The sequence below is a fragment of the Streptomyces sp. NPDC059900 genome (assembly GCF_050270335.1).
Taxonomy (GTDB): domain Bacteria; phylum Actinomycetota; class Actinomycetes; order Streptomycetales; family Streptomycetaceae; genus Streptomyces.
This window is the reverse complement of the sequence record NZ_JBNNJZ010000442.1, coordinates 1-6,904: the sequence shown is the minus strand read 5'-3', so window position 1 is coordinate 6,904 and position 6,904 is coordinate 1. Positions and strand designations below refer to the sequence as shown.

Below are 6,904 nucleotides of genomic sequence, written 5' to 3'. Positions count from 1 at the left end.
GGGTTCCCTCCCCGGGTGGCCATCACGGGGACGCCTCGCTTCTCCAGCTTCTTGAGGGTCTCGTCGTCGGAGTCGAATGCCTCCACGACGATGAGGTCGGGCTTGGCCGCGTAGAGGGTGTCGAGGTCGGGCTCTTCGCGGGTGCCGATGTCGGTCACCTTGCCGGGCAGCTTCTCGGCACTGACCCAGGTGCGGTATCCCTTGGCGTCGGAGACGGCGGTGGGGGTGATGCACAGGGTCAGCGCGTCTTCGATCTGCTGCCATTCCAGGACCGCGATCCGTTCGGCGGGCTTGTCGAGCTTCACGGTGCGGCCGACGCCATCCTTGAAGGAGACCGGCTTGGTCGAGGTGGTCGTGGTGTCCTTGGCGCAGTCCTTCGACGCGGGCGAGGCGCTGGCCTTGCCGGCGGCCCCGGGCTTGTCGACGGCGGTCGTGCCGCAGGCCGTCGCGGCCAGGACGAGGAGCCCGGTGGAGGCTGACGCCGCCAGGCGGTGGGCACGGTTCATGAACGTTCCTCTTTCTTGTTTTCCGGCAGCGCGTCTTGCCGGCGACGCGCTGCGGCGGCGGATGTGCCGCTTCGGGCGGGATTCCGCCTTTGCCGCTTCAGGGAGGGGCAGTAGGTGCGCTTCAGGCGGGGTGGCGCCCGATGGGGTCGATACGCAGACGGCCCGTGCGCGGGTCGACGCCGACCTCGACGCGGATGTCGTAGACCTCGGAGATGTTCTTCTCGGTCAGGACGTCGGCGGGTGCTCCGGCCGCATGCACGCGCCCGGAGCGCATGAGGACCAGCGTGTCCGCGACGCGGGATGCCTGGTCGAGGTCGTGCAGCACGATCCCGACGGCGATGCCGTGCTCCACGACCAGATCGCGCACCAAGTCGAGCGTCTCGATCTGGTAGCGCAGATCCAGGTGGTTGGTCGGTTCGTCGAGCAGTACGACGCCGGTGTCCTGGGCCAGGCAGGCCGCGAGCCAGGCACGTTGCAGTTCCCCGCCGGAGAGCTCCCCGACCTGCCGGTCGGCCATGTCCTTCACACCGGTGACGCCCATGGCACGCTCGATGGCTTTCTGGTCCCCGTCGGTCAGTCCGGCGAAGCCGCGCCGGTAGGGGTGACGTCCGAACGCCACCACCTCCCTGACCGTCAGCCCGCCGGGCGCGGGCCTCGACTGGGAGAACAGCGTGACTTCGCGGGCGAACTGACGGGCGCTGAGCAGCGCCGCGTCACGCTCGGTCCCCTGCTCGGCGGCGTTGAGCGTCACCCGGCCGCCGTCCACTTGGTGCAGTCGGGAGAGCGCGCGCAGCAGCGTGGATTTCCCGCTGCCGTTCGGTCCCACCAGGGCCGTCGCGCGGCCGGGTTCCAGCTTCAGCGAGACGCCGTGCACGACCGGTGTGCCGCCGTAGCGCAGGTGCAGATCGTGCCCGTTGAGGGCGGCCGCCGGTGTGGCGTCGGCCAGGGGGCGAGCGGCCTGCCGGGAAGGGCTTGTGAACATCAGTGGGTCCGGGTGATCGGAGGGGCGAGGGGTGCGGCACCCTCCGTCCGCCCTGGCCAAGTGGGCAGCGGACTCGCCGCGAACGGAGAACGCCGTTCGCGGCGAGCAGCAACTAAGGGTTACCTAACTCCGAGGAGCTTATAGATCGCCCGCGATGTCGACAATCAGGAGTTCTGGACATCCGATACGGGATTCCGGACACCCGCGGAGGCGCCGTCGGCGTCGAAGAACGCGCCCGGCGTGGTCCCCGTGATCCGCCGGAAGGCGGCGATGAAGGTGCTGGGCTGCGCGTAGCCCAGCTCCTCGGAAATGGTCGTCACGTCCAGCCCCTCGGAGAGGAACGTCAGCGCCCGGTGCACCCGCAGCGCCTGCCGCCACTGCGCGAAGGACAGGCCCGTGGCCTGGCGGAACGCACGAGTGATCGTGCGGTCGCTGACCTCAAGACACCGGGCCCACTCCTCCAGCGAGCGGGAGTCGCCGGGATCCTCCAGCAGGGCTTCGGCGATCGTGTCGATCCGGGAGTCGCCGGGCAGCTGCAGCGCGAACTGGCGCCCGGACGGCTGCAGCACGTCGAAGACGACCGACTCCGCCCGCGCCCTGGCGGCCGCGTCAAGCTTCACGTCCGACAGGTGAGCCAGCAGCGACTCCAGCAGCGGCGTCATCGCGACCGCGACCGGCTCCGCGAACGCGAAGGGCGTGCGGTCGGGGGCGAAGAAGGCCTCGTGGAACTGCGCGCCCGCCGTCGCCCGGCCTCCGTGCACCACTCCGGCGGGCATCCACAGCCCGTACCCCTCGGACACGGTGAAGACGCGGTCGGCCACCCGGGAGGTCAGCGTTCCGCCGCGGACCCAGACCAGCTCATGCCGGGGGTGCGAGTGCGGCGCCCACTCCGTGGGAACGGCGGGAACCTGCAGCCCGGCAAAGATGGCGTAAGGGGCAATCGCCTGCTCCGGGAACGGCGCGACCTGGCGCACCACAGCGCCCGCCTCCTGCCGCCACATCCCGGGGCTTGCGTCGCCACGGGACGATATGACCATGCCCAGGAGTCTAACCGGGGACCTCCCACGGACAGCGGAGGCCCTCCTCTGACCTGCGGCGATCCGCCGCCCCTCTTGCTCGGCTCGCTCAGCTCGCTCGGCTTGCCGCCACCTGAGGCGATGCCGTTCTCACGTCCTGTGCGCCGGGACAGCACGCCGTAAGCCCGCCCAGCCACGAGGGCAACCGAAGGCGAATACTCCCCAACTCCGCTGGTACGGAGGTATGTTGAACACGTCTCGATCCATTCCTCTGTGGGGGACGTGGCCCGCTCATGCCTGAAGGCGACGAGCGGGCCACGACAAATAGAGGAGGAGACATGGCCGATCAAGAGTCGACCAAGCGGTCGAGGTTTGCACGTGAGGTGGCTTCGCGTGTGGCGGTTGCCTTAAGCGTTCGCGCTTTGTGGGCCGTCATCGTGGAACTGTTTCGCGGCGATCTTTGACCATCGCTGCTGAAGCGATACGCGGTGGCCGGTGACCCCCTCCCCGGCCACCGCGGAGCACCGAAGCCTGCGACAGTGCCGCGTCAACGCCGGCCTCGCGACCGGTCGCGAGGAATCACGCCCGGCCAGACCCCTGCCCAGACCCCTGCGGGGACTTCCCGCGTGATCGCATGTGAAGCCGACCGAAGTAGAGCATTCCCGCCGCTCCGCCCACCGCGCCGGCGACGCACAACGCGGTAGCCCACGGGGCCATGGCCTGCGTGATCCACAGCAAGCTCACTGCGGCCAGCGCCAGGGAGAACAAGAAGCGTTCTCCGTGACCCGGTCGGCGCCCCATGAATCCCTGCCGGCGGTACACGGGTAATCAGCCCCCTTCATCTCGGTGATCCACCACCCTGCCATCGGGGGTGACGCCCGTGCCACCACGGGTTCATGCCCCGGCGGCGTCCACGGAGCGGTCCAGGTTGACCGCCGCGCTGATCAGCGCCAGGTGAGTGAAGGCCTGCGGGAAGTTGCCCAGTTGCTCGCCGGTGGTGCCGATCTGCTCGGCGTACAGCCCCACGTGGTTGGCGAAGGTGAAGGTCTTCTCCAGGGCGAGGCGCGCCTCCTCGACCCGGCCGCTGCGGGTCAGCGCCTCCACCCACCAGAACGAGCAGATCGAGAACGTCCCCTCGGTGCCGTCCAGGCCGTCGGGCGCCTCGGCCGGGTCGTAGCGGAACACCAACGAGTCCACGACCAGCGACTCCTGGATGGCGTCCATGGTGGAGAGGAAGAGCGGATCACGCGGCGCCACGAACTTGACCATCGGCATGATCAGGAGCGATGCGTCAAGGACATCGCAGGACGGCCCGTCCTTGCCGCTGAGGCGCTGCACGAAACTGCCGCGTTCCTCGTTCCACCCCTCCTCCATGACCTGGCGGTACATGGCGTCACGGACGGCGGTCCACCGGGGAAGGTCGGCGGGCAGACCGCGCTGGCGCGCCATGCGCACCATGCGCTCGACAGCCACCCAGGACATGAGCCGCGAATAGGTGTGGCGCTGACGGCCGGCGCGGGTCTCCCAGATCGACTCGTCCTTGCTGTCCCAGTTCTCCAGAAGCCATTCGATGATCTGGGTCAGGTCGTGCCACGCCGTGTGGGAGATGCCTGTCCCGTATTTGTTGAACAGGTAGATGGAGTCGACGAGTTCGCCGTAGACGTCCAGTTGCAGCTGGCGGGCGGCGGCATTGCCGGCCCGCACCGGCGAGGAGCCGCAATAGCCCTCGAGGTGGGTGAGTTCGCGCTCCGGCAGTTCGGCGTCGCCGTCGATGGTGTACATCGCGCGCAGCGGGCCGGATTCCTCGTCCGTGCCGGTCCGCGCCAGGCACCTCGTCAGCCACCCGACGAACGCCTCTGCCTCGTCGGTGAATCCCAGGCGCTGGAGCGCGTAGAGCGAGAAGGCGGCGTCGCGGATCCACACGTAGCGGTAGTCCCAGTTGCGTTCGCCGCCGATACGCTCCGGCAGCCCCAGGGTGGGCGCCGCGATGATCGCGCCGGTGGGTTCGTGGGTGAGGAGCTTGAGGGTCAGGGCGGAGCGGTGCACCATCTCGCGCCATCGCCCCTGATACGTCGAGCGCTTCAGCCAGGCGCGCCAGAAAGCGACCGTACCGTCGAAGAGTTCGTCGGCCTCCCCCGCATCCAGCGGACCGGCAGAGCTTTGGTCGCCCGTGCTTTCGCCGACGTCCAGGACGAACAGGACCTGGTCGCCCTCGCCGAGCTCGAACTCGCCGAGCGCTTCCCCTTTTCGGGCGGACAGGGGGACATCGCTGCGCAGCACCAGCGTCAGGTCATCGGAGATGAACCGGATCTGGCCCTCGCCGCTCTCGGTCCGGTGCCGGGCGCGCCCGTAGTCCAGACGCGGGGCGATGCGGGCGCGCATGCGCATGCTGCCGCGCACGGCCACCACGCGCCGCACCAGTCGCTGGCGGTGCCGCTCGTCGTGGGGGCGCAGGAGGGGCATGAAGTCCTGTACCTCCACCATGCCTTCCTCGGTGAGGAAGCGCGTGATGAGGATCGCGCTGTCGGGAACGTAGAACTGCTGGCGGGAGGCGGTTGCGCACAGCGGTGACAGTTCCCAGATTCCGCCTCGCTCCGCGTCCAGGAGCGCCCCGAAGATGCTGGGCGAATCGAACCGCGGTGCACAGAACCAGTCGATGCGTCCGTCGGTCCCCACCAGGGCCGCGCCGCGGAGATCTCCGATCAGGCCGTGTTCGGCGATGGGCAAATACGGGCGGTGTTCCGCGTCCTGGTCATCCACGCCTGCGCCTTCCGCCCACACTCACACCGGGCGGCCACCGTACTCCGCCGCTCTGCCGTAACTGCGGAAGCCGGGCGGGTGTTTCACCATTGCCTTCGGTGATGAATTGCTGATGCACAGCGAGCAAGTGGGTGTTGATATACCGTCACATCCGGGATGCACCCCGAGTCCGCGGCCATACGCACCCACTCCGGCAATGCGCTGGGCGCGGGGCGAGGCATTTCCGGCGCCGGGAAATTCCCGCCCGCGCCCGCCGAGCCTCACCACCCATGAAGCCCCTCTGCCGTCTCGCGCCGCCGAAGAGGAGCGGCCTGACGTGATCACGCCGAGCATAGGGCGATATGCCCGTTCTGATGCACAAAGAGGGCTAACGCTTTGTCCGCTTTCGCACAGCTTCACGACTTTTAACGCCCTTAAAGGCATACGCTCATCGCTGCCCGCCTTGCCGAATGTTCGTGCCGATTAAGGTGATGCTGCGCACTCCCGGTCGACGGGTCCATCCGCGCCGCATTCAGTGAATTGGGTCACGCCGCCGACCGCGCCTTCGGGGACTCGCTCAGCGCACTTCCGTTGCGCGCTAAGAAAGTTGACCTCTTTGATCAATGAGGACGAAAGATCCTTCTCACCGAAGGGAGATCACATGCATTGCCTATGCGAATTCGTGTCTTGTTCCGTCCCGGCCTTCTCGCTTAACGTCAAAGTCAATCCGGATGGAACGCCGAATCCTGCCGCTGTCCGGAAACCCTTCCCACTCACACACTCACGCACGGCAGGAGCGGGGGACCCAGGTAAGTCGCCGATCCGGATACCGGAACGGCTCGGGGTGAAGTCGCATTCACCGTGCGACCGGACATCTCCCGTCCGAACCCGACAGCTCACCTCGCAGGCGACGGAGAGGAATTCGTCATGCCTGCAAAGGGTAAGCACCGCCGCCCCAAGTCCAGCTCGCTCAACCGCAACATCGCCGCCGCAGGAGCGGGCGGGGCCGTGCTCATCCTCCCGGTGATCGGCGCGACCACCGCGAGCGCGGCACCGGCCGCCGCCAAGCCCGCCGCGGCACCCAAGACCTACGTCGTCGCCGCAGGCGACTCCCTCGCCAAGATCGCCCGCGAGCACTCCGTGAGCGGCGGCTGGAAGAAGCTGTACGAGGACAACCGCAGCGCCCTCGGCAACGACCCGAAGCTGATCCAGCCCGGCGTCAAGCTCACCCTCGGCGAGAAGGCCCAGGCCCAGCGGGCAGACCGCTCCGAGCGTTCGGACACGCTCTCCGCCGAGCCCGCCTCAGCCAAGACCTACACCAACGACCTCGACGGCTGGATCAAGGAGTCGCTCGACGTCCTGGCCCAGCACGGCATCCCCGGCACCTACGAGGGCATCCACCGCAACATCATGCGCGAGTCCTCCGGCAACCCCCAGGTCACCAACAACTGGGACTCCAACGCCGTCGCCGGAACACCGTCCAAGGGACTCCTTCAGGTCATAGACCCCACCTTCGAGGCCTACCACGTGCCCGGCACGTCGACGGACAGTTTCGACCCCGTCGCCAACATCACCGCCGCGTGCAACTACGCGGCCGACCGCTACGGCTCGATCGACAACGTGAACGGCCCGTACTAGACCACCACCGGTCCCTCCCTCTC

Annotated in this window: 5 protein-coding genes and 1 riboswitch; of the genes, 1 reads left to right on the top strand and 4 read right to left on the bottom strand. The window is 68.2% G+C overall.

Features of this window, described 5'->3' with window-relative positions; translation table 11 throughout:
- From ACQKIP_RS35500 to ACQKIP_RS35485, 4 genes are all read right to left on the bottom strand, one after another.
- The coding region (locus ACQKIP_RS35500) for an ABC transporter substrate-binding protein (protein ID WP_427745082.1) at nt 1-506 on the bottom strand (506 nt) is incomplete at its 3' end.
- 121 nt (nt 507-627) lie between these two features.
- The gene (locus ACQKIP_RS35495) at nt 628-1,488 is read right to left on the bottom strand and encodes an ABC transporter ATP-binding protein (protein WP_365853676.1); all 861 of its coding nucleotides are present in this window, start codon (nt 1,486-1,488) and stop codon (nt 628-630) included.
- A gap of 164 nt (nt 1,489-1,652) precedes the next feature.
- Entirely contained in the window at nt 1,653-2,489 is an 837-nt protein-coding gene (locus ACQKIP_RS35490; RefSeq protein WP_365854690.1) for a helix-turn-helix domain-containing protein, read from the bottom strand.
- Between the two features lie 909 nt (nt 2,490-3,398).
- On the bottom strand, nt 3,399-5,264 hold the full coding sequence (locus ACQKIP_RS35485; RefSeq protein ID WP_365853678.1) for a glycoside hydrolase family 15 protein: 1,866 nt from the start codon (nt 5,262-5,264) through the stop codon (nt 3,399-3,401).
- A 747-nt stretch (nt 5,265-6,011) separates the two neighbouring features.
- Nucleotides 6,012-6,168, top strand: a riboswitch (cyclic di-AMP (ydaO/yuaA leader).
- Nucleotides 6,169-6,170: 2 nt separating this feature from the next.
- Between ACQKIP_RS35485 and ACQKIP_RS35480 the strand changes: the two genes are divergently transcribed.
- Nucleotides 6,171-6,881 carry a LysM peptidoglycan-binding domain-containing protein gene (locus ACQKIP_RS35480; RefSeq protein WP_365853680.1) on the top strand — a complete coding sequence of 237 codons (711 nt, stop codon included), beginning with the start codon at nt 6,171-6,173 and terminating at the stop codon, nt 6,879-6,881.
- Nucleotides 6,882-6,904 lie beyond the last annotated feature (23 nt).

Excerpts from the sequence above, each read along its gene's own strand:
- ACQKIP_RS35490 (WP_365854690.1), bottom strand. The coding sequence starts at position 2,489 with ATGTGGCGGCAGGAGGCGGGCGCTGTGGTGCGCCAGGTCGCGCCGTTC.
- ACQKIP_RS35480 (WP_365853680.1), top strand. The coding sequence starts at position 6,171 with ATGCCTGCAAAGGGTAAGCACCGCCGCCCCAAGTCCAGCTCGCTCAAC.
- ACQKIP_RS35495 (WP_365853676.1), bottom strand. The coding sequence starts at position 1,488 with ATGTTCACAAGCCCTTCCCGGCAGGCCGCTCGCCCCCTGGCCGACGCC.